At 62.7% G+C, this 20,652-nt stretch carries 21 protein-coding genes and 1 pseudogene; 4 read left to right on the top strand and 18 right to left on the bottom strand.

The window, feature by feature from the left end:
• The 3 genes from O7A61_RS22690 to O7A61_RS22680 form a co-directional block, all read right to left on the bottom strand.
• Positions 1-278, bottom strand: a 278-nt coding sequence (locus O7A61_RS22690; protein WP_442921101.1) for an anti-sigma factor family protein, incomplete at its 3' end; no start/stop codon positions are given.
• Positions 275-793, bottom strand: coding sequence for a sigma-70 family RNA polymerase sigma factor (locus tag O7A61_RS22685; RefSeq protein WP_245262072.1), 519 nt, complete (start codon positions 791-793; stop codon positions 275-277). The genes O7A61_RS22690 and O7A61_RS22685, both read right to left, overlap by 4 nt.
• Before the next feature lie 94 nt (positions 794-887).
• Positions 888-1,607 carry a histidine phosphatase family protein gene (locus tag O7A61_RS22680; protein WP_442921100.1) on the bottom strand — a complete coding sequence of 240 codons (720 nt, stop codon included), beginning with the start codon at positions 1,605-1,607 and terminating at the stop codon, positions 888-890.
• Positions 1,608-1,611: 4 nt separating this feature from the next.
• Here O7A61_RS22680 and O7A61_RS22675 point away from each other — a divergent pair.
• Positions 1,612-2,777: pseudogene (locus O7A61_RS22675) on the top strand (amino acid aminotransferase).
• An 89-nt stretch (positions 2,778-2,866) separates the two neighbouring features.
• Entirely contained in the window at positions 2,867-3,691 is an 825-nt protein-coding gene (mazG, locus tag O7A61_RS22670) for a nucleoside triphosphate pyrophosphohydrolase (RefSeq protein WP_337131701.1), read from the top strand.
• A gap of 61 nt (positions 3,692-3,752) precedes the next feature.
• Here mazG and hflX read toward each other — a convergent pair whose 3' ends face one another.
• From hflX to dusB, 8 genes are all read right to left on the bottom strand, one after another.
• Complete coding sequence (gene hflX / locus O7A61_RS22665) at positions 3,753-5,144, bottom strand: GTPase HflX (RefSeq protein ID WP_337131700.1); 1,392 nt, start codon at positions 5,142-5,144, stop codon at positions 3,753-3,755.
• Positions 5,145-5,390 (bottom strand): RNA chaperone Hfq, encoded by a 246-nt coding sequence (gene hfq / locus O7A61_RS22660; RefSeq protein ID WP_006202172.1) that lies wholly within the window; start codon positions 5,388-5,390, stop codon positions 5,145-5,147.
• Positions 5,391-5,534: 144 nt separating this feature from the next.
• A complete protein-coding gene (locus O7A61_RS22655) occupies positions 5,535-6,398 on the bottom strand; it encodes a D-amino-acid transaminase (protein ID WP_337131699.1) in 864 nt (287 codons plus the stop codon).
• Between the two features lie 98 nt (positions 6,399-6,496).
• Entirely contained in the window at positions 6,497-7,858 is a 1,362-nt protein-coding gene (ntrX, locus tag O7A61_RS22650) for a nitrogen assimilation response regulator NtrX (RefSeq protein ID WP_027142744.1), read from the bottom strand.
• Positions 7,848-10,133 (bottom strand): sensor histidine kinase NtrY-like, encoded by a 2,286-nt coding sequence (locus O7A61_RS22645; RefSeq protein ID WP_337131698.1) that lies wholly within the window; start codon positions 10,131-10,133, stop codon positions 7,848-7,850. Before O7A61_RS22645 ends, ntrX begins: the two co-directional genes overlap by 11 nt.
• Positions 10,134-10,260: 127 nt before the next feature.
• Positions 10,261-11,721 carry a nitrogen regulation protein NR(I) gene (gene ntrC, locus O7A61_RS22640; RefSeq protein ID WP_027142746.1) on the bottom strand — a complete coding sequence of 487 codons (1,461 nt, stop codon included), beginning with the start codon at positions 11,719-11,721 and terminating at the stop codon, positions 10,261-10,263.
• Positions 11,718-12,860 carry a two-component system sensor histidine kinase NtrB gene (locus tag O7A61_RS22635; protein WP_337131697.1) on the bottom strand — a complete coding sequence of 381 codons (1,143 nt, stop codon included), beginning with the start codon at positions 12,858-12,860 and terminating at the stop codon, positions 11,718-11,720. The genes ntrC and O7A61_RS22635 overlap by 4 nt, the downstream gene beginning before the upstream one ends.
• Positions 12,857-13,885, bottom strand: a complete 1,029-nt coding sequence (dusB, locus tag O7A61_RS22630) for a tRNA dihydrouridine synthase DusB (protein WP_337131696.1) — start codon at positions 13,883-13,885, stop codon at positions 12,857-12,859. Before dusB ends, O7A61_RS22635 begins: the two co-directional genes overlap by 4 nt.
• 140 nt (positions 13,886-14,025) lie before the next feature.
• Between dusB and O7A61_RS22625 the strand changes: the two genes are divergently transcribed.
• Together O7A61_RS22625 and O7A61_RS22620 are read left to right on the top strand one after the other, a co-directional pair.
• Positions 14,026-15,255: a bifunctional 2-C-methyl-D-erythritol 4-phosphate cytidylyltransferase/2-C-methyl-D-erythritol 2,4-cyclodiphosphate synthase gene (locus tag O7A61_RS22625; protein WP_337131695.1), complete on the top strand. Its 1,230-nt coding sequence runs from the start codon at positions 14,026-14,028 to the stop codon at positions 15,253-15,255.
• Positions 15,252-15,761, top strand: coding sequence for a CinA family protein (locus tag O7A61_RS22620; RefSeq protein ID WP_337131694.1), 510 nt, complete (start codon positions 15,252-15,254; stop codon positions 15,759-15,761). Before O7A61_RS22625 ends, O7A61_RS22620 begins: the two co-directional genes overlap by 4 nt.
• Here the strand turns inward: O7A61_RS22620 and O7A61_RS22615 are convergent.
• The 7 genes from O7A61_RS22615 to O7A61_RS22585 form a co-directional block, all read right to left on the bottom strand.
• Entirely contained in the window at positions 15,737-16,195 is a 459-nt protein-coding gene (locus O7A61_RS22615; RefSeq protein WP_337131693.1) for a type II toxin-antitoxin system RatA family toxin, read from the bottom strand. The genes O7A61_RS22620 and O7A61_RS22615 overlap by 25 nt on opposite strands.
• Positions 16,196-16,309: 114 nt before the next feature.
• Positions 16,310-17,275, bottom strand: coding sequence for a lipoyl synthase (gene lipA / locus O7A61_RS22610; protein ID WP_337131692.1), 966 nt, complete (start codon positions 17,273-17,275; stop codon positions 16,310-16,312).
• Positions 17,276-17,411: 136 nt separating this feature from the next.
• A complete protein-coding gene (locus O7A61_RS22605; protein ID WP_027142753.1) occupies positions 17,412-17,669 on the bottom strand; it encodes a GlsB/YeaQ/YmgE family stress response membrane protein in 258 nt (85 codons plus the stop codon).
• A gap of 99 nt (positions 17,670-17,768) precedes the next feature.
• Positions 17,769-19,232 carry a dihydrolipoyl dehydrogenase gene (gene lpdA / locus O7A61_RS22600; RefSeq protein WP_337131691.1) on the bottom strand — a complete coding sequence of 488 codons (1,464 nt, stop codon included), beginning with the start codon at positions 19,230-19,232 and terminating at the stop codon, positions 17,769-17,771.
• Between the two features lie 15 nt (positions 19,233-19,247).
• A complete protein-coding gene (locus O7A61_RS22595; protein WP_337131690.1) occupies positions 19,248-19,883 on the bottom strand; it encodes an SGNH/GDSL hydrolase family protein in 636 nt (211 codons plus the stop codon).
• Positions 19,884-19,887: 4 nt separating this feature from the next.
• Entirely contained in the window at positions 19,888-20,301 is a 414-nt protein-coding gene (locus O7A61_RS22590) for a hypothetical protein (RefSeq protein WP_337131689.1), read from the bottom strand.
• A 13-nt stretch (positions 20,302-20,314) separates the two neighbouring features.
• The coding region (locus O7A61_RS22585) for a 2-oxo acid dehydrogenase subunit E2 (protein WP_337131688.1) at positions 20,315-20,652 on the bottom strand (338 nt) is incomplete at its 5' end.

Raw genomic sequence — 20,652 nt, 5'->3', positions numbered from 1 at the left:
GCCGCGGCGCGTTGCAGCACGCCGAAGATGCGGCCCCGGCCAAGTCCCCTCTCCAGCCGCCGCGCCGCATCGGCCGTCGCCGGCCGCGCCATGCCCTCGGAGCCGGCCAGCGCCACGCGCAGTTCGTCGCGGGTGCGCAGATCAGACATCACGCGCGCGGCCGCCTCCGGACGCACGGACAGGAAAGCCTCGACCTCGATGCGGCGGGCGACATCAAGCTGGTCGTCGACATAGGCGTCGAGATCGGCGTCCGTAACCGGGTCGACAAGAGCGGTCATGAGTCACCTCCAACGATCCTGAGATGATTTTTGCCCCGCGCTGGCGCTTCTTCCATCTGGCGCAAGGCCGCGCGCGCCCGGCCGATACGCGACATCAGCGTGCCCAGCGGCACGCCACTGGCGTTGGCGGCCTGCTGATAGGAGAGCCCCTCGATGGCGACCAGATGCAGCGCCGAGCGCTGCTCTTCCGGCAGGCTGAAAAAGGCTTCGCGCACCTGCGCCAGGCGCACGGAATGTTCCTGCGGCGCCGGCGTGCTGCCGTCGGCCAGATATCCGGCTTGTTCGAGACGTGCCGCTTCCGAGCGGCGCGAACGCATGCGGTCGATGAAGGTGTTGTGGACGATCGACAGCAGCCATGCCCGCAGGTTTCCGCCGGAGCGGAAGGTGCCGCGCCGCTCATAGGCGCGCACCAGCGCGTCATGCACGAGATCCTCGGCCTCGACGCCGTCGCGCGTCAGCGAGCGCGCGTAGCGTCGCAGCGGCCCGAGCTGTCCTATGATGTCAAAGCGTGGCATCGACGGTTTCATGTCCTGTTTACGGAGCATGTGGGAGTTTTAATCCCGGGGGCGCCACTTTTCTTTGCTGGAGGATATCGCCGCGGCTCGCGTCTCAGCTCCCAAGCGGTTTTGCCGGTTTGAGAGCTGTTACGCCGCAGGCGCGCAGCATCCACCTGCGGCCATCGCTGCGAAAATCGGTGATGCTCAATGGCTCGACGTCGATCTTCCAACTGGCGGCAAGCGGCGCGCTGAGAACATGCAGGATCGCGGTGCGGATGACGCTGGCATGCGTCACGGCGATCGTGTGACCACGTTCGGCGATCAGTCGATCCATCAATCCAGCGGCCCGTTGGGCAACGTCGGCCAGCGATTCACCACCATAGGGGGCCGCATTCGGATCCGTGCGCCAGGCGGCGATCTCGTCCGGCTGTAGCGCCTGCACCTCGTCGAAGCTCTCGTCTGCCCATCGACCGTAGTTCTGGTCTGCCAGCATCGGATCGACAGACGCATCCAGCGATAGCGCCTCCGCGGTCTGACAGGCGCGAAGCGCCGGCGCTGTCCACACACGGTCGGCCCGACGCAGCGTCCCACTCATCGCCTTTGCCAATGCCCGCGATCGTGGCTCCAGCGGTTCATCCGAAGGAAACGATCCTTTCCGGGTCGCCGCCGTGGCGCCGGCGCAGATCATGGTCAGACGGACGAGCATGGAGCATGCTTTCTCTGAAGTTTGTGGAAGCTGCACCAACAGGTGCCGCCTTTCGCGTCGGCGCACCGAAACCTCTGGTGAAACCTGGCCAATTTGCGTATCACTCCGCCGCGCCAACGGAACCATAATGATGTTCGAAGACCTGCAGCCAGCTCCCGCCGACAAAATTCTTGCGCTGATCGGCCTCTATCGCGCCGATCCACGCCCTGGCAAGGTCGACCTCGGCGTCGGCGTCTATAAGGATCGCGACGGCAAGACGCCGGTCATGCGCGCCGTGCGCGAAGCCGAGAAGCGGCTGCTGGAGCGACAGGATACAAAGACCTATCTCGGCCTTGCCGGCGATACCGCTTTCAACACTGTGATGGCTAAGCTCGCCTTCGGTCCGGGTGCGGACCTGTCGCGCATCCGTGCGGCACAGGCGCCCGGCGGCTCCGGCGCGCTGCGGCTGGTGGCGGAACTGCTCAAGCGCACACGGTCGGACGCGACAGTCTGGGTCTCCGACCCGACCTGGCCGAACCATATGCCGGTGATGCGTGCCGCCGGCCTGCGGATTCGCGAATACCCTTATTTCGATGCGGCCTCGGGTGCGGTTCGTTTCGACGCCATGCTGGCGGCATTGCGGACGGCCAACCGCGGCGACGTGGTGCTGCTGCATGGCTGCTGCCACAACCCGACCGGCGCCAATCTGGACGCGGTTCAGTGGGAGGCCGTCACGGATCTGATCGTCGAGCGTGGCTTGCTGCCGTTTGTCGACATCGCCTATCAGGGCTTTGGTGACGGCCTCGAGGCCGACGCCCTCGGCTTGCGGCTGCTGGCCGCGAAAGTCCCGGAAATGGTCGTCGCGTCGAGCTGCTCGAAGAATTTCGCCGTCTACCGCGATCGTGTCGGCGCGGCGATGGTCCTGGCCAGGGACGGCGCGCAGGCAGACGTCGCGATGAGCCAGATGCTGTCGGCGGCGCGCGCTATGTATTCGATGCCGCCGGACCATGGTGCGGCCGCGGTGCGCATCGTGCTGGAGGACGCCACGCTGCGTGCCGACTGGGAAGCAGAGCTCGAAGAGATGCGCCTGCGTATGCTGAGGCTTAGGGTTGCGTTCGCCGAGGCGCTGCGCCGGCAATCCAACTCCGACCGTTTCGCGGCATGTTCTCCCGGCTTGGCCTCACGGAAGCGCAGGTCGAACGGCTGCGCGCCGAGCACGCCGTCTACATGGTCGGCGACAGCCGCATCAACGTGGCCGGCCTGCCCGAGGACGGCATGGATGACCTCGCCAAGGCGGTCGTTTCCGTGCTCGACTGACGAAGCGGATGCGGTGCAATTGTGGACAAGGTCCCCTCGCCGGCTGACAGCGTTGGCAGCGCGGCGGTTCGCGCTGTAGCATCCGCTACATGACGCCATCGAAAGACATTTCACGCCTGATCGAGATCATGGCGGCGTTGCGCGCGCCGAACACTGGCTGCCCGTGGGACATTGAGCAGAATTTCTCCACCATCGCCCCCTATACGATCGAAGAGGCCTATGAAGTGGCGGACGCCATCGCGCGCGGCGATCTCGACGACCTGCGCGACGAGCTTGGCGACCTCCTGCTGCAGGTCGTCTACCATGCCCAGATGGCGCAGGAGGCCGGTGAATTCGCGTTCCCTGACGTGGTCCAGGCCATCACCACCAAGATGATCCGCCGCCATCCGCACGTCTTTGGCGACGAGAAGGCTCGCAGCGCCGGCATGGCCAAGGGCATGTGGGAGAAGATCAAGGCGCAGGAGAAGGCCGAGAAGCGGCAAGCCCGCCTCGCGCGTGGCCTCGACCCGGAGGACAATGGCAAGGGATTCCTGGACAGTGTTCCGGTCGCGCTGCCCGCCTTGACGCGAGCCTTGAAGCTTCAGGAAAAGGCCGCCCGTGTCGGCTTCGACTGGAGCGAGGCTGCTCCCATCCTGGATAAAATCGAAGAAGAGATCGGGGAGCTGCGCGAGGCTCTGGCCAAGGGCGAAACGGCTGAGATCAAGGACGAGTTCGGCGACATGTTGTTTGCCGTCGTCAATCTCGGTCGTCACCTCAAGCTCGATTCGGAGGCGGCGCTGAGCGGAACGAACGAAAAATTCCGCTCGCGCTTTCACTATGTCGAGCAGGCCCTGGAAAAATCAGGCGGCTCGCTAGAGGAAGCTACCCTGCAGGAAATGGAAGCGCTCTGGCAGGATGCAAAAACCGCGAAGTAAGCCTATAGCTCGGCAATCCCAGACAAAAACCGCGATACACTTTTCCTGGAATTGCCGCGCTTTAGCCGTTGTTTTTGCGGCGCAACCGGCTTTCGATCTCTTCACGGGCGCTTTGCGTGGCCTGGAGCGAGATGGTGGCGCTACCATCGTCATTGTCGGTTCGCGAAACGACATCACCATTGCGGTAGAGCCAGTCGAGAAGCCCGAACTGGGCCGGCTCGATCGTCACCGTCAGATCTTGCAGCTCGCCGGCCATCCGCGTTTCGATGATCGCTTTCAGCGCATCGATGCCCTCGCCTGATACCGCCGATATTGCGATTGGCGGCTCCTTGCTGCCGTCGGCGCCGTCGGCGAGCAGCCGCTGCCTGTTGCCTTCGTCCAGCAGGTCGATCTTGTTCCAGACTTCGATCACGCGCTTGGTGTCGCTGGCGTCGACGCCGAGGTCGGCGAGGATGCGCTCGACATCCTCGGCCTGCGCCGCCGTGTCGGGATCGGAAATGTCGCGCAGATGGAGGACGAGATCGGCCTCGACCACCTCTTCCAAGGTCGCCCGGAAAGCCGCGATCAGATGCGTCGGCAGGTCCGAGATGAAGCCCACCGTGTCGGAAAGGATAATCGGCGTGCCGTGCGGCAGGCGCACGCGGCGCAGTGTCGGATCAAGCGTGGCAAACAGCATGTCCTGCGCCAGCACCCCTGCCCCGGTCAGCTTGTTGAACAGCGTCGACTTCCCGGCGTTGGTGTAGCCGACGATCGCCACCACTGGAAACGGCACCTTCTTGCGCTTGGCGCGATGCAGGTCGCGAGTGCGGCGCACGGTTTCCAGCTCATGCTTCAGCTTTATGATCTTTTCCTGCAACTGACGCCGATCGGATTCGATCTGCGTTTCACCGGGGCCGCCGAGGAAACCGGCACCACCACGCTGACGCTCCAGGTGGGTCCAACTGCGCACCAGACGGCCCTTCTGGTAGTTGAGATGGGCAAGCTCGACCTGCAGCGTGCCTTCCTTGGTGCGCGCCCGCTCGCCGAAGATCTCCAGGATCAACCCCGTGCGATCCAGCACCTTGGCGTTGAATTCCTTCTCGAGATTGCGCTGCTGCACCGGGGTCAGGGGATGGTCGACAATGACCACTTCCGCGTGACCCTCCTTCACGATTTGACCGAACTCCTCGACTTTGCCGCTGCCGAGCAACGTCGCCGGACGTGGATCGTTGACGGTTACGACCGCTGTATGGATCAGATCAAGGTTGATGGCTCGGGCAAGGCCGACTGCTTCGTCGTGGCGCGCCTCGGCCGAGCGCGTCAGCCGGGGACGGCTCGTGTCATCGTCATTACGCGGTTGGCGGGTAAGCACAGGCACAATAACAACGGCCCGCGTCGGACCCTTGGCTTCCGTCCCGGGATGATGCGCTGGTTTTCCGCGAACCGTGTCGTCCGCGTCCTTCTCACGTGCCAATCAGGCGCCCTGGCTTTCCTCGCCATCGAACATCTGAACCGGCTGGCTCGGCATGATCGTGGAAATGGCGTGCTTGTAGACGAGCTGGGAGTGGCCGTCGCGGCGCAACAGGACGCAGAAGTTGTCGAAGGAAGTGACCACGCCGGTCAGCTTCACGCCGTTGATAAGGAAGATGGTGAGCGGGTTCTTGCTCTTGCGAACTGAATTCAGGAACAGGTCCTGAAGGTTTTGCGATCGTTCCGCCATTGTTTTTGTCTTTCGCCGATCCCCTTCGGTTTGCAGCCAATGCGCCAAATTAACCGGCACATGTCAAGCGCGCAAACACCCTCTTGCCGTCAGTAACGACAAGCAGAACGAGATATATTGATGTTCATTCCACCTGTGCGGTTATCAGGCTGGACTTTTTTCCGCAATGTCAAAAAAGGCCTGCCGCAACGAAAGTGTTATTGAGCCGGGGTGCCCATTGGCTATGGGATCACCGTCAATGGTCACGATTGGCATGGCAATAGTCGTCGCCGAACTGATGAATGCTTCGCGAGCCGTCTTGGCCTCGGCAACGGAAAATCCACGCTCCTCGATCTTCAGGCCAAGTTTCGCCGCGACTTCGAACATGGTGGTGCGCGTGATTCCGCGCAGAATGCCATGTTCGGCCGGCCTGGTGACCAGAACCCCATCCCTGGTAACGATCCAGGCGTTCGACGAGCCACCTTCCTTGACGTTGCCATCCGCGTCCACGAACCAGGCTTCCTGAGCGCCGGCCTCCTTGGCCTTCTGCTTGGCCAATACATTGGGCAGCAGTCCGGTGCTCTTGATGTCGACACGGTCCCAGCGGTTCTCGGGTACGGTGATGACCGCGATACCAGTCTCAGCCCGTTTCGTGCCGGCGGCAGGATCCGCCTTCCTGGCGGTCACCACCAACGCCGGCTTCGTGTCCGCCGACGGAAAAACGAAATCGCGGCTGGCGACACCGCGCGTTACCTGAACATAGACCAGACCGTTGACGACATGATTGCGGTTGACCACCTCGCGCAGGATCAGCGGCAACACATTGCGTGTCACCGGCCAGGCGATCGACAGTTCGGTCAGTGAGCGGTTCAGCCGGGCGAGATGGCGCGGCATGTCGACGATGAAGCCGCGCGCCACCTCGCAGACCTCATAGACGCCATCGGCGAATTGATAGCCGCGATCCTCGATATGCACGGAAGCGTCGGCATGAGCGACGTAGCGCCCGTTGACATAGGCAATGCGCGGCATTGGCGACCCCTGGAAAATTCTCGGGCTTTCTTATGCGATTCCGTCGCCGCCGTAACCGGCAAATGCTTGGCCCAGGCGCGTCTGACGGACGCCGCGCGTCAGACGCCCAGCGACTTCAGCTTGCGATGCAAGGCGGAGCGCTCCATGCCGATGAACTCGGCCGTCTTCGAGATGTTGCCGCCGAACCGGTTGATCTGGGCGATCAAGTAGTCCTTTTCGAACTGTTCGCGTGCCTCGCGCAGCGGAAGCGCCATGATGTGCTGGTCCGACTGGTTGGGCGTGCGCGGCATGACATCGCCGATTTCGGACGGCAGCAGATCCGCGGTGATCGGCGCGTCGACGTCCTCGCCGCGCGCCAGGATCATCAGCCGCTCGACATTGTTGCGCAGCTGACGCACGTTGCCCGGCCAATTGTGCGCCTGCAGCACGGCCAGCGCGTCGTCGCCGATACGCCGCGGCTTGATGCCGGCCTGGCGGGCGATCTGCTTCATGAAATTGTCGACGAGATAGGGAATGTCCTCGCGCCGCTCGGCCAGCCCCGGCACCATGACCGGAACCACGGCGAGACGGTGGTAAAGATCCTCGCGGAAGCGCCCGTCGGCGATCATCGCCTCCAGGTTCTGCGAGGTCGAGGAAATGATGCGGACATCGACCTTGACCCGCTTTGTGCCGCCCACCCGCTCGAACTGCTGTTCGACCAGAACGCGCAAAATCTTGTTCTGCGTCTCGCGCGGCATGTCGGCCACTTCGTCGATGTAAAGAATGCCGCGATGGGCTTCCTCCAGCGCTCCCACCTTGCGTTCGACGCCGTTCGATTCGGTGCCGAACAGTTCGATCTCCATGCGTTCGGGCGTAATGTTGGCGGCGCTCAGCGTCACGAACGGCGCGCCCTTGCGGGTCGACAGCGTATGGATGGCGCGGGCCGCCAGTTCCTTGCCCGAGCCGGAGGGACCAATGATCATCACGCGGCTGTTGGTCGGCGCGACGCGCTCGATGGTCTGGCGCAACTGGCTCATCGCCGACGACATGCCGATCAGGTCGAAGGTCTCGCCGCTGCGCAGCTTGAGGTCGGAAACCTCGCGGCGCAATTTCGAGGTCTCGAGCGCACGTTCGGCAATGAGGATCAGCCTGTCGGCCTTGAACGGCTTCTCGATGAAATCATACGCGCCGCGACGGATGGCGGAAACCGCGGTTTCGATGTTGCCGTGGCCTGAAATCATCACCACGGGCAGGTTCGGGTGCATGGTCTTGATCTCGTCGAGCAACGCCAATCCGTCCAGGCGCGAGCCTTGCAGCCAGATGTCCAGGAAGATCAGCCTCGGCGCTCGATCGGCGATGGCCGCCAGTGCGCTGTCGGCATCGAATGCCGTGCGGGTTTCGTGACCCTCGTCGCTCAGGATGCCTGCGACGAGTTCCCGGATGTCTTCCTCGTCATCGACGATGAGAATATCAGACGCCATTATCGACCTTTTCAGTTTTTCTTTCGTGGTCCGCCCTGCTTTCGCCGCGCGGCAGCGCGGCGGCCGCGGGCGGCAGGATGATGCTGATCATCGCGCCGCGCCCGCCGTGGAAATCCGCAGGTGCATCATGGAGCTCCAGCCTGCCGCCATGGTCCTCCACGATCTTCTTGACGATAGCGAGACCAAGCCCGGTGCCCTTTTCGCGTGTGGTCATATAAGGCTCCAGCAAACGTTGGCGATTCTCGCGCGGCAGGCCTTTGCCGTTGTCGATGACGTCGATGCGAATCGCGCCATTCTGACGCCCGGCTTGAATCCGGATTATGCCGTGCGAACCGTCCTTCTGTTCCAGTCCGTCGATCGCTTCGGCCGCATTCTTGATCACATTGCCAAAGGCCTGGGCCATCAAGCGGCTGTCGAAAGTGCCCTTGAGCGGCTCATTGCCGAATATCCGCTCGAACGTGATATCGGCGCGGCTGACTTCGACCAGGAAGGAAGCTTCGCGCAGTGATTCGCGCAGGTCGATGGCCTTCATCTCGGGCTTTGGCATGCGCGCGAAAGCCGAGAACTCGTCGACCATGCGGCCGATGTCCTCCACCTGCCGGATGATGGTGTCGGTACACTGGTCGAAAACTTCGCGGTCTTCGGTGATGACCTTACCATAGCGGCGCTTGATACGCTCGGCGGAAAGCTGGATCGGGGTCAGTGGATTCTTGATCTCGTGGGCGATGCGCCGCGCTACGTCGGCCCAGGCGGATGAACGCTGGGCCTGAACCAGATCAGTGATGTCATCCACCGTCACGACATAGGATTTTTCCTCAGAGCCGTCGTCGCCGGCCTCGATGGTGACCTGCACATTGAAGGTCCGTTCGGCGCCGGCGCGATAGAAAGTCACCTGCTCGCGGTAGACCGGCTTGCCGGACTTGCGGCCGATCTCGAAGACACGGCCGACATGCGGCAGGAGCGCGGAAAGGTTTTGCCCAAGTGCCGCGCTGGCGGAAATGGCCAGCATCGATTCGGCAGATCGGTTGACGATGGTAACGATGCCGTAAGGGTCGACGCCGATGACGCCGGCGGTGACACCGGCAAGCACGGCTTCCGAAAAGCGCCGCCTCTCGTCGATCAGGTCCTTCGCCGACAGGATCTCGTTGCGCTGTGATTTGAGCTCCAGCAGCATCTTGTTGAAGGTATCGCCGAGCGAGGCGACATCGCCATCGGACGGCCGCACCGGCACCGCGACATCGAGATTGCCGGTCGCGACTTCGTCGGCGGCGCCGATCAGCTGACGGATTGGCCGCACCAGCCGGTCGGCGACGGCTATGCCGGTCCAGATCGCCGACAGGATAATGATCAGGGTCAATGACAGGTAGGGCAGCGCAAATGCCACTTGCGAGGTGCGCCTGTTGTCCTCGAGATTGCGATACTCGTCGGTGTTGGACCTGACGATCTGCCGCGCCTTGATCACCTCTGGGTCGACCAGACGGATGGTGTAGAGATAGAGGCCCTCGATCTCACGCAACTTGACGATGGCGCCCATGATGTTGCGCGTGCGCGGCTCGATCAGGACCGGCTTGCCGTCGGTGGCAGTGGCAACCGCGCCTTCCGGCGGTTCCGGCATGGCGAAATCGGCATCGGTCTTGGCGCTCATGACGAAGGAGCCGTCGGGCTTGATCAGCGCGGCGTGCGCCAGCGAGCGGCCTACGGCTTCCTTGTTCATGAGATCGAGAAAGCCGGTGCGATCGAGGCCATAAAGCGAGCGGGAGGCATCGAGATCGTAGGCCATCGACAATGTCGTGCCCTGCAGGTTGCGCGCGTTCTCCTGCACATAGGCGTCGGCGATCGACAGTGAAGAATTGACGATTGTCTTGGTGCGAATCTCAAACCAGCGATCAAGGCCGATATCGAGTGTGATCGAGGCGATGATCGCCACCATGATGGCGGGAATGGCGGCAACCAGCGCGAACATGGCAACGATGCGCACATGCAGGCGCGAAGCCGCCTTGCCATGGCGGCGGGCCATGACGATGCGATGCACCTCGCGCCCGACCAGCGCAATCAGGAAGACCACGAAGGCGGCGTTGAGTGCGATCAGCGCCCAGGTTGCCTTGGCGTCCGGCGCAATCGGCGTCGCTCCGACCAGGATAGCGAACGAAATAGCCGCCATGGCCAGGGCGCCGACGACCGCGACCACGCCGGGCAGCGCCAGCAGCCGGCGGCCGTCGCGCGCGCCGGGTTCGCTGAAAAGCGGTTGGTTGAGTACAGGTGTCTGCGGAGCCATGTCGCCGTGAGAGCCAGTGATTGCATCCGATCTATGCAACGCATTGTGGCGATTATGCAACAAGTGTGACGGCGACGGGACTCTTTGCCCGTTCGGTCCCCTGAAAAGATCGTGTGCCGGCGCCGGCTCAGGTCTGGCGGGATGACTTATAGACGTTGACGCCCAATTCGCGAATCTTCTTGCGCAAGGTGTTACGGTTGAGGCCCAAGAGCTCCGCGGCCTTGATCTGGTTGCCGCGGGTTGCCGTCATCGAAGCCAGCACCAACGGATATTCGACTTCGGACAGAATGCGCTCGTAGAGACCGGCGGGCGGCAATTCGCCCGCGAAGGAGGCGAAATAGCGCTGCAGGAAGTGCTCCACTGCCTGGCCAATGGAAAGATCGTCGGGAATGAGGTTGCCGGCGCCTGGTACCACCGGGCGCTCACCTGTCTTGAGCTCCGCCTCGATGATCTCGGCGGAAATCTCGTCCTGCGAATAAAGCGCGGCGAGCCTGCGAACGAGGTTTTCCAGCTCGCGCACATTGCCTGGCCACGGATAGCGCTTCATCAGTTCGATGCCGCCGGAAGAGATACGCTTGGTCTGCAGCCCCTCCATTTCGCCAAGCTTGAAGAAATGGCGCACCAGATCGGGCACATCCTCGGAGCGCTCGCGCAGCGCCGGCAACCTGAGCGGCACGACGTTGAGGCGATAAAAAAGGTCCTCGCGGAAGAGGCCCTGGTTGATCAGCGTGCGCAGGTCCTTGTTGGTGGCAGCGACGATGCGCACATCGGTCTTGATCGGCGTGCGGCCGCCGACCGTCGTGTACTCGCCCTGCTGCAGGACGCGCAGCAGGCGCGTCTGCGCCTCCATCGGCATGTCGCCGATCTCGTCGAGGAACAGCGTGCCGCCCTCTGCCTGCTCGAAGCGGCCGGTCGAGCGGTTCTGCGCGCCGGTGAACGCGCCCTTCTCGTGGCCGAACAATTCCGATTCGATCAGGTCGCGCGGGATCGCCGCCATGTTGATGGCAACGAATGGACCGCCACGGCGGCGTCCATACTCGTGCAGCGCGCGCGCCACCAGTTCCTTGCCAGTGCCCGATTCGCCCGAGATCATGACCGTCAGGTCGGTCTGCATCATGCGCGCCAGCATGCGGTAGATGTCCTGCATGGCGGCCGAACGGCCGACCAGCGGCATCGTCTCGGGCTGCTCTTCTTGCCGGGCATCGATCTTCGGCCGCCGGGGCTCGGATAGCGCGCGATTGACAATGTTGAGGAGTTCGGTCAGGTCGAAAGGCTTCGGCAGATATTCGTAGGCGCCCGTCTCGGAAGCGCGGATCGCCGTCATGAAGGTGTTCTGGGCGCTCATGACGATGACGGGCAGTTCCGGCCGCGCCTTCTTGATGCGCGGCAGCATGTCGAAAGCGTTCTCGTCCGGCATCACGACGTCGGTGATGACGAGGTCACCCTCGCCTGCCGCCACCCAACGCCACAGGGTCGAGGCGTTGGAGGTGACGCGCACCTCGTGACCGACACGCGACAGGGCCTGATTGAGTACGGTGCGGATCGCCGCATCGTCGTCGGCGACGAGAATATTGCCGCGAACCGTCATTTGCGGTCTCCTTCGCCGTCTTGATCGGCGCTCAGCGCCGTTTCCTTCCAGGCCGGCATCAGGACCCGGAACGTTGTCGCGCGCGGCGTCGAATCGCATTCGATGATGCCGCCATGTTCGCCGACGATCTTGGCCACCAGCGCCAGCCCCAGCCCCGAGCCGTTCGGCTTGGTGGTGATGAAGGGATCGAACAGGATCGGCAGGATATCTTCCGAGACGCCGGAACCATTGTCGCGCACGCAGAACTCCAGCGGCAGCGATACGCGGTCCTGCGTGCCCGGGACCGAAACCCGAATACCGGGCCGGAAGGCGGTGGACAGCACGATTTCGCCCTGCGGATCGCTGCCGATTGCCTCGGCGGCGTTCTTGATCAGGTTGAGGAACACCTGGATCAGCTGGTCGCGGTTGGCGAATACCGGAGGCAATGAAGGATCATAATCCTCCAATATCTTGATTTTCTTCGCGAAACCATTCTTTGCGATCGCTTTCACGTGATCGAGCACGACGTGGATGTTAACGGGGTAGCGATCGATCGGCCGCTCGTCGGAAAACACCTCCATACGGTCGACCAGCGACACGATGCGGTCCGTCTCGTCGGTGATCAGCCGCGTCAGCGCGCGATCCTCATCGGATGCGGACAGTTCGAGCAGCTGGGCAGCACCCCTGATACCGGAGAGCGGGTTCTTGATCTCATGCGCCAGCATCGCCGCCAGGCCGGTCACCGAGCGCGCGGCGCCGCGATGCGTCATCTGCCGGTCGATCTTGTCGGCCATCGACCGCTCCTGGAACATGACGACGACGGAGCCCGGAAATTCCGGCACCGGCGCGACATAGAGATCGACGACCTTTTCGATGCCGAGGCGCGGTGACGAGACGTCGACCCGATACTCGTTGACGGGCGCGCGGCGCTCGCGCACCTGGTCGACCAGCGTCAGCAACGGGCTGCCGAAGGGTATGAGCTTGGACAGGGTGTTGCGCGCCAGCATGGTCGCGCTGGAGCGAAAGAAATCCTCGGCATCGGCGTTGGCGAAGGTGATGAAGCCTTCCTCGCTGAGCATGATCACCGGGCGGCGGATCGTGTTCAGCACGATCTGGGCGGCATCGGCCATTTCGGTGCCCTGGCCAGCGGTGGCGGTCATGCGGCGCTCCGCAGGTTCAAGGTTTGCGGATCGCGCGAAAACACATCGCGCAGCAAGGTAATGACGCGAGCCGGCTCGAGTGCGGTCATTATCGCTTTTCTACTCTCGCCAGCGACACTGCCGGCATGTCGATCGAGATACCAGCCCAGATGCTTGCGCGCCTGCCGCAGGCCGCTCTCGATACCGTAAAGCGCCAGCATGTCCTCGTAATGGGCGACGACATAGTCGGCGAGCCCTTGCGGGGTCTCGGGAATGCGGGATGAAAATGTCCCGCCTGCAGCCGCAGCGATGCTGCCGGCGACCCACGGCGCGCCATAATGGGCGCGGCCGACCATCACTGCGTCGGCGCCGGACTGTTCGAGAATGACCGAGGCTTCAGACTGGGAGCAGACATCGCCATTGGCGACGACCGGGATGGAAACGGCCTCCTTGACGCGAGCGATGGCGCGCCAATCCGCCTTGCCCTGGTAGAACTGGCAGCGTGTACGACCGTGAACCGTGACCATCCTGACGCCCGCCTGCTCGGCACGGCGGGCCAGGACGGGAGCGTTAAGTGCGGCGTCGTCCCAACCCAGTCGCATCTTGACCGTCACCGGCACCTTGACGGCGGCGACCACGGCCTCGATCAGCGAGAGCGCGTGGTCGAGGTCCAGCATCAATGCCGAGCCGGCATAGCCACCGGTGACCTTCTTGGCCGGACAGCCCATATTGATGTCGATGATGTCGGCACCCTCGCCGGCGGCGATCCGTGCGCCTTCAGCCATATGCATGGCTTCGCGGCCGGCAAGCTGCACCATATGGACGGGCAGGCCGGAATGACGTATGCGCAGGTCGCAGCCGGCCCTGCCCTTAGCGAGTTCGCCGCTGGCCACCATTTCGGACACGACCAGGCCGGCGCCATGAGAATGGGCGCGCTGTCTGAACGCCTCGTCCGTAATCCCGGACATCGGCGCGAGGAAGACGCGGTTGCGGATTCTCACGCTGCCGACGTCGAGAGGCGCGGCCAATCTGATCAAGTTAACCATGCACAAAAACCAAGCATGTCCATTCGTTGCACATTCTCTAGCCAGATCGAGAGAAATGTGCAACGCGGAATGACGCCACATTAAGGCGCAATTGGGAAAATGCTGGCCTTCGGCCTTAGCCGCGGCTAGGACCAGACTGAATGACTGGCGCAACTGAAAATCAGGCTCCGGATCCGGGTGGCAAAGTCGCGGTGGTTATCGTCGCGGCCGGTCGCGGCGCGCGTGCCGGACAGACTGATGGTCCGAAGCAATATCAACGAATTGGCGGACGCGCCGTCATCGCTCGTGTGATCGATATTTTTCTGGCGCACCCGCTTATCGGCCGGATCGTCGTGGCCATTCATGCCGAGGACCAGGAGCTTTTTCGGCAAGCGGTCGGCACCGATGCCGATCGGGTGACGGCAATCGCCGGAGGCGCGACCAGACAGGATTCGGTTCGGCTCGGGCTGCACGCGCTAAGAAGCTACGCGCCGGACAAGGTCCTCATCCACGACGCCGCGCGCCCCTTTGTCGACATGGATCTGATCGACCGCACCATCGCGGCCATCGGCGAGGGCGAAGGCGCGCTTCCCGCCTTGCCCGTTGCCGACACGCTGAAACGCGAATCGGCCACCGGCATGGTCGGCGAAACAGTCCCCAGGAGCGGGCTGCACGCGGCCCAAACGCCGCAAGGCTTTCCCTTCCTCGCGATCATGAGGATGCATGAGGAAGCCTATAACAGAGGCAAAACCGACTTTACCGACGACGCGTCGATCGCTGAATGGATGCAAATGCCGGTGAAGCTCGTTCCCGGCTCGCCGGACAATGTCAAACTCACATGGGCACGGGATATCGCCATGGCGCACCAGCGGCTTTCCAGCGAGCGGGCACACTTTCCCGACATCCGCACCGGCAATGGCTATGACGTCCATGCCTTCGAGCCCGGCAATCATGTCACGCTCTGCGGCGTCGCCATTCCGCACGACAGAAAATTGTCGGGCCATTCCGACGCCGATGTCGGCCTGCATGCCCTGACCGACGCGCTGCTGGCGACTTGCGGGGCCGGCGACATCGGCACGCACTTCCCGCCGTCCGATCCGCAGTGGAAAGGTGCTGCGTCGCGGATATTCGTCGAATATGCGGCAAGACTGGTGCGCGAGCGCGGCGGGCGCATCGCCAATGCCGACATCACGCTGATCTGCGAGGCGCCGCGTGTCGGCCCGCACCGCGAGGCGATGACGGCGGTCCTTTCGCAGATGCTGGGCATTTCCGCCGACCGCATCTCGATCAAGGCGACCACCAACGAGAAGCTCGGCTTCGTCGGCCGCGAGGAAGGCATCGCGGCGATCGCAACCGCCAGCGTGGTGTTTCCCGGCGAGGTCCCGGAATGACCAACAGCGACCTGGCAATCGCCCTGTTTGAGGCCTGCCGGGAGCGCGGCATCATGCTGGCGACCGCGGAAAGCTGCACCGGCGGCATGATCATTGCCGCGCTGACCGACATTGCCGGCTCTTCGGCCGTGGTCGATCGCGGCTTCATCACCTATTCCAATGAAGCCAAGATGGACATGCTCGGCGTGCACGCCGCCACGCTTGACGCGCATGGCGCGGTTTCCCGCGAGACAGCGATCGAAATGGCAGCCGGCGCGCTCGCCCGTTCACGCGCCGGGCTGACCCTGGCCGTCACCGGCATTGCCGGTCCGGGTGGCGGTTCTAGGGAAAAGCCGGTCGGGCTGGTCTGGTTCGGCGTTGCGGTGAACGGCCAGCCGGTGACGGCTGAATACAAGCTGTTTGCCGACAATGGCCGAAACTTCATCCGCCGGGAAACGGTCAACCATGCACTCGAGCTCGGCTTGCAGGCGCTTGGCGCGAGTCAGGCCGCCGGTGTCTTGCCGTAGATGACGTCGGCGCGTTTTTCGAAAGCCTCGGCGAACATGCGGAAGGCACGGTCGAACATCGTGCCCATCAGCGCACCCAGGATGCGGCTCTTGAATTCATAGTCGATGAAGAAGCGCACGGTACAGCCGGCACCGTCTGGCTCGAAACGCCAGACATTGCTCAGATATTTGAACGGGCCATCAATGTATTTCACATCGATTGCGTTGTCTTCGGGCTTGAGCAGCACCTGCGTCGTGAAGGTCTCCCGGATCGCCTTGTAGCCGATGCTCATATCGGCCACGAGGATGGTGCGTCCGTCACGCTCCTTGCGCGAGCGGACCGTCAGCGCTTCGCAAAGCGGCAGGAATTGCGGGTACGTCTCGATGTCGGCGACCAGCGCGAACATCTGCTCAGACGTGTGGGCGACGCGGCGGGTGGCTTCGAATTTCGGCATGAAACCGGCCCTAAAGCGCGTCGCGTCGAAACGGAGTCATGCGACGCGCTTCAGAGTCTTTGTCTTTATGCACGTCGTTCTCCCAAAACCGAGGTCACTTTTGGGCGACATGCATTAGAGCGCTTTCATGAGCTGCGCTTCGCGCGCCGCGCGCAGCCGGGCGAAATCGTCGCCGGCGTGATGCGACGAGCGCGTCAGCGGGCTCGATGCCACGAGCAGGAAACCCTTGGTCTTGCCGATCGTCTCGAAGGATTTGAATTCCTCGGGCGTGACGAAACGGATCACCGGATGGTGCTTTTTCGACGGCTGCAGGTATTGGCCGATGGTCATGAAGTCGACATTGGCCGAGCGCAGATCATCCATCAACTGCAGGATTTCATTCCGCTCCTCGCCAAGACCCACCATGATGCCGGACTTGGTGAAAATCGACGGATCGAGTTCCTTGACCCGCTGCAGCAGCCGGATCGAGTGGAAATAGCGGGCGCCCGGCCGGACCTTCAGATAGTTCGACGGCACGGTTTCGAGATTATGGTTGAAGACGTCGGGCCTGGCCGCCACGACGATCTCCAGCGCCCCGTCCTTGCGCAGGAAATCCGGCGTCAGGATTTCGATCGTCGTCAGAGGCGTTGCCGCCCGAATCTCACGGATGACGTCGGCGAAGTGCTGCGCACCGCCATCGGCGAGATCGTCGCGGTCGACCGAGGTGATGACGACATGGGTAAGGCCCATCTGCTTGACGGCATGCGCGACGCGGGCCGGCTCGTCGGGATCGAGCGCGGTCGGGATGCCGGTGGCGACATTGCAGAAGGCGCAGGCGCGCGTGCAGATCTCGCCCATGATCATGAAGGTGGCGTGCTTCTTTTCCCAGCACTCACCGATATTCGGGCAACCGGCCTCTTCGCATACGGTCACCAGCTTGTGCGATTTCACGATCTCGCGTGTCTCGGCATAACCTTTCGAGACCGGCGCCTTGACGCGGATCCAGTCCGGCTTGCGCAACACCTCCTGGTCGGGCTTGTGCGCCTTCTCGGGATGCCGCAGCCGCGGCGCGTTGCCGATCGTGTCGAGGACAGTGACCATCTGAACCCTGGCTTTTCTCGCGACCGCCCGTCGGCGATCGTCACTTTCACGTCATCTAGGACTTTTCAACACAAAGAAAAAGGCGGCAGCGGCGCATGCCGCCACAACCGTTTTCGCATAGCCGGAGCGATATCGATTAACGGCGCACCAGACGACCGACCCAGATCAGCAGGCAGGCACCGATAAAGCCGGTGATCAGATAGGCGGTCCAGCCGACGCCGAACACGCCGATGTTGAGCGCCTGCAGGATGGCATTCAGCACCACAGCGCCAACGATGCCCATGATAATATTCATGAATATGCCGGTGTTGCTCTTCATGACCATTTCGGCCAACCAGCCTGCCAGGCCGCCGATGATGATGGCTGCGATCCAGCCCACGCCGTTCAAGTGCATATGCCTTCTCCTTGCGCGAGTAAAAATGCATCCGGAAACGAACTGCCTCGCCGTCGCGATCTCGCGACTTTCGAAGCTGAGTCTCCTGCGGCGAATCTATCATGCGTTCAAGGCGCGGCCATAGGCGTCGAGCACGCTTTCCTTCATCATCTCCGACAGCGTCGGATGCGGGAAGATCGTGTGCATCAGCTCTTCCTCGGTCGTTTCGAGGTTCATCGCCACGACAAAGCCCTGGATCAATTCGGTGACTTCGGCGCCGACCATATGCGCGCCAAGCAACTGACCGGTCTTCTTGTCGAAGATGGTCTTGACGAAGCCTTGGTCCTCGCCAAGCGCGATCGCCTTGCCGTTGGCGGCGAACTGGAAGCGGCCGACGCGGATGTCCTTGCCTTCGGCCTTGGCCTTGGCTTCCGTCAGGCCAACCGAGGCGACCTGCGGATTGCAGTAGGTGCAACCGGGGATCTTGAGCTTGTCTATGGCGTGAACACCGGGGAAATTCGCGATCTTCTCGACGCACACGACGCCCTCGTGCTCGGCCTTGTGGGCAAGCATCGGCGGGCCGGCGACATCGCCGATGGCGTAAATGCCAGGCACATTGGTCTTGCCGTAACCGTCGATGACGACGCAACCGCGATCGGTCTTCACGCCGAGTGCTTCAAGGCCGAGGCCCTCGATATTGCCCTGGACGCCGACGGCCGAGATCATGCGGTCGGCTGATATCTTCTCGATCTTTCCGTCCTTCATCTCGACATGCGCGGTGACCGAGTTCACCCCCTTCTCGACCTTGGTCACCTTGGCTTCGAGGATGATCTTCATGCCTTGCTTCTCGAACTGCCTTTGCGCGAACTTCGAGACTTCGGCGTCTTCGACAGGCATCACCGCCGGCAGCAGTTCGACGACTGTCACGTCCGCGCCCATGGTGCGGTAGAAGGAGGCGAATTCGATGCCGATGGCGCCCGAACCCATCACCAGCAGCGACTTCGGCATCTCCTTGGGCACCATGGCTTCGAAATAGGTCCAGATCAGCTTGCCATCCGGCTCGATGCCGGGCAGTGCGCGCGGCCGGGCGCCGGTCGCCAGGATGATGTGCTTGGCGGCGTAGGTGCCCTCGCCCTTGATGCCTTTCGGCACCGGCGGCTGCGGTTCCATCGGCTTCTTGGCCGTCTTGGAAACAACGATCTCACCCAATTTATCACCGGAAGGAGGCCTCGATAGCTTGGCCTCACCCCAGATAACGTCGACCTTGTTCTTCTTCATCAGGAAGGCAACGCCGCCATTGAGCCGCAGTGACACTTTTCGCGAGCGATCGACCACTGCCGCCGTGTCGGCGCTGATCTTGCCGTCGAGCTTCAGGCCATAGTCCTTCAGGTGATCCGAATAGTGCATGATCTCGGCCGAGCGCAGCAGCGCCTTGGTCGGAATGCAACCCCAGTTCAGGCAGATGCCGCCGAGATGCTCGCGCTCGACGATCGCCGTCTTGAAGCCGAGCTGGGCGGAACGCACCGCCGTGACATAGCCGCCGGGACCGGAGCCGATGATGATGACGTCGTAGTTCTCAGCCACGGTTTTCTCCTTCAATCACAATTCCAGCATGACGCGCACGACCGAAGTCAGCGCCTTACCGATGTTTCGCGTGTTTTCGGCGTCGAGGTGGACACCGTCGAGCGGTGTGGTTTGCGCCACGGTGGCTGCATCGAAGAAGCCGCAGCCGGCTTCGTCGGCAAGCGTCGAATACTGCCCTGCGAGCTGCGCCGAGGCGTCATCGCCGCCGGCAAACATCTCCTTGAAATCGGCATTCTCGGTGCGGCTTACAACAGGTGGCGAAACGATCAGTATCTGCGGCGCCGGCCAGTCGAACGGATAGTCGTGGCCACGCACGATGTCGATCAGCCGCTGGATGCCTTGCTTGGCCGCAACCGGGTTGCCATGGATCCATGGCTTCATGTCGTTGGCGCCGAGCATGATGACGATCAGGTCGATCGGCGCATGCGTCGTCAGCACCGTCGGCAGCAGCCGCGCACCGTTGCGGTCGGCTCCGGCCAGATGATCGTCGAAGGCGGTGGTGCGGCCGTTGAGGCCGTCGGCGATAACCTGAACGCCTTCGCCGAGGCCAGCTTGCAGCACGCTTGGCCAGCGATCCTCGAGCGCATGACGCCCACCTTCGGCATTGTAACCCCATGTCAGCGAGTCGCCGTAACAAAGAACCGTCTTCATCCGTTCAACCCGCCTTTATGTCGGCCACACCGCGCTTCACGCGCCAGCGCACGAACAACCAATGGATGATGATCGTCACCAGGCCCGGCAGACCGAGACCGGCAACCACCGGCATGTCTTTCCTGACCACCGCGGCGCTGCTGTCGTTGTAGAGGATCAGCGCGACCAAGAGGAGGAGCAGCGCCACAAATACAATCAGCGTCCACTTTCCCGCCGTCGCCACGGCCGCGACCGGATCGTTCGTCAATTGCGCGACGAAGAAGACGAAGGTGACGACAAAAGTCACCAGCACCGAGAACATGAAGACGATGATGTATTCTTCCTCGGCGCCGGTGGCGACGGCCAACCATTGCGCGATCAGCCCGCCGGCCAACCCGGAAATGAGAAAGGCAAAAAGGCTGGTGAAGAATATCCGCACAGCCTTTTCCTTCCTAGACCAGCATGCCCATCGGGTTTTCGATCAGCTTCTTGAAGGCGACCAGCAGTTCGGCCCCCAGGGCTCCGTCGACGGCGCGATGGTCGGTCGACAGCGTCACCGACATCACCGTGGCTATTTTGATCTCGCCGTTCTTGACCACCGCCCGCTGCTCGCCGGCGCCGACCGCCAGGATCGTCGCATGCGGCGGGTTGATCACCGCGGCAAAATCCTTGATGCCGAACATGCCGAGATTGGAGACCGCCGTCGTACCACCCTGATACTCCTCGGGCTTCAGCTTGCGGCTGCGGGCGCGGCTGGCCAGATCCTTCATCTCGTTGGAGATGACGGACA

Origin of the sequence: Mesorhizobium sp. Cs1321R2N1 (genome assembly GCF_037179725.1) — a bacterium.
GTDB classification, from domain to species: Bacteria; Pseudomonadota; Alphaproteobacteria; order Rhizobiales; family Rhizobiaceae; genus Mesorhizobium; species Mesorhizobium salmacidum.
Note: the sequence above shows the minus strand (reverse complement) of the source record. Positions and strands in the feature narration are given on the sequence as shown.